This is a genomic window from Streptomyces niveus, assembly GCF_001723055.1.
GTDB lineage: Bacteria > Actinomycetota > Actinomycetes > Streptomycetales > Streptomycetaceae > Streptomyces > Streptomyces niveus.
The window spans coordinates 1-661 of the sequence record NZ_MDCR01000587.1 but is presented as its reverse complement, the minus strand read 5'-3'; the positions used below and the strand labels follow the sequence as shown (position 1 = coordinate 661).

Here is a 661-nt window from a genome sequence, read left to right as displayed (position 1 = left end):
CCGTCCTCGCCACCAGCCGGGAGCCGCTCGGCGTGCCCGGTGAGGTGCTGCGCCCGGTCGGCCCGCTGCCGGAACCGATGGCGCTGCGGCTGCTCGCCGACCGGGGCGCCGCCGCCCGGCCCGGCTTCCGTACGGAGGACGACCCGGCCGCCGCCGAGGAGATCTGCCGTCGGCTCGACGGGCTGCCGCTCGCGATCGAACTGGCCGCCGCCCGGCTGCGGATGCTCACCCCCCGGCAGATCGCCGACCGCCTCGACGACCGCTTTCGGCTGCTGACCGGCGGCAGCCGCACCGTACTGCCCCGGCAGCAGACGCTGCGCGCCGTCGTGGACTGGTCGTGGGATCTGCTCGACTCCGCCGAGCGGGCCGCGCTGGGTGACCTGTCCGTCTTCGCGGGCGGCTGCGACCTGGCCGCCGCCGAGGCGGTGCTCGGGCCCGACGCGCTCGAAGTGCTCGGTTCGCTCGTCGACAAGTCGCTCGTCGTCGCGAGCCCCGCCCCCGACGGCGCGATGCGCTACCGGCTGCTGGAGACCGTCCTGGAGTACGCCGCGCAGCTTCGGGTCGGCGAGCCGGACCAGCTCCCTGAAGTGCACGAGATGCCGGCGTTCGGCGGCGGCGCGCCCGCCGGACTCGTCGAGCCGCTGCGCGGCGTACTCCAGGA

General features: G+C 76.2%; 1 protein-coding gene. It reads left to right on the top strand.

The genetic code is table 11. The features are described from left to right. Positions 1 to 661, top strand: a 661-nt coding sequence (locus tag BHU15_RS37740) for an ATP-binding protein (protein WP_438285012.1), incomplete at both ends; no start/stop codon positions are given.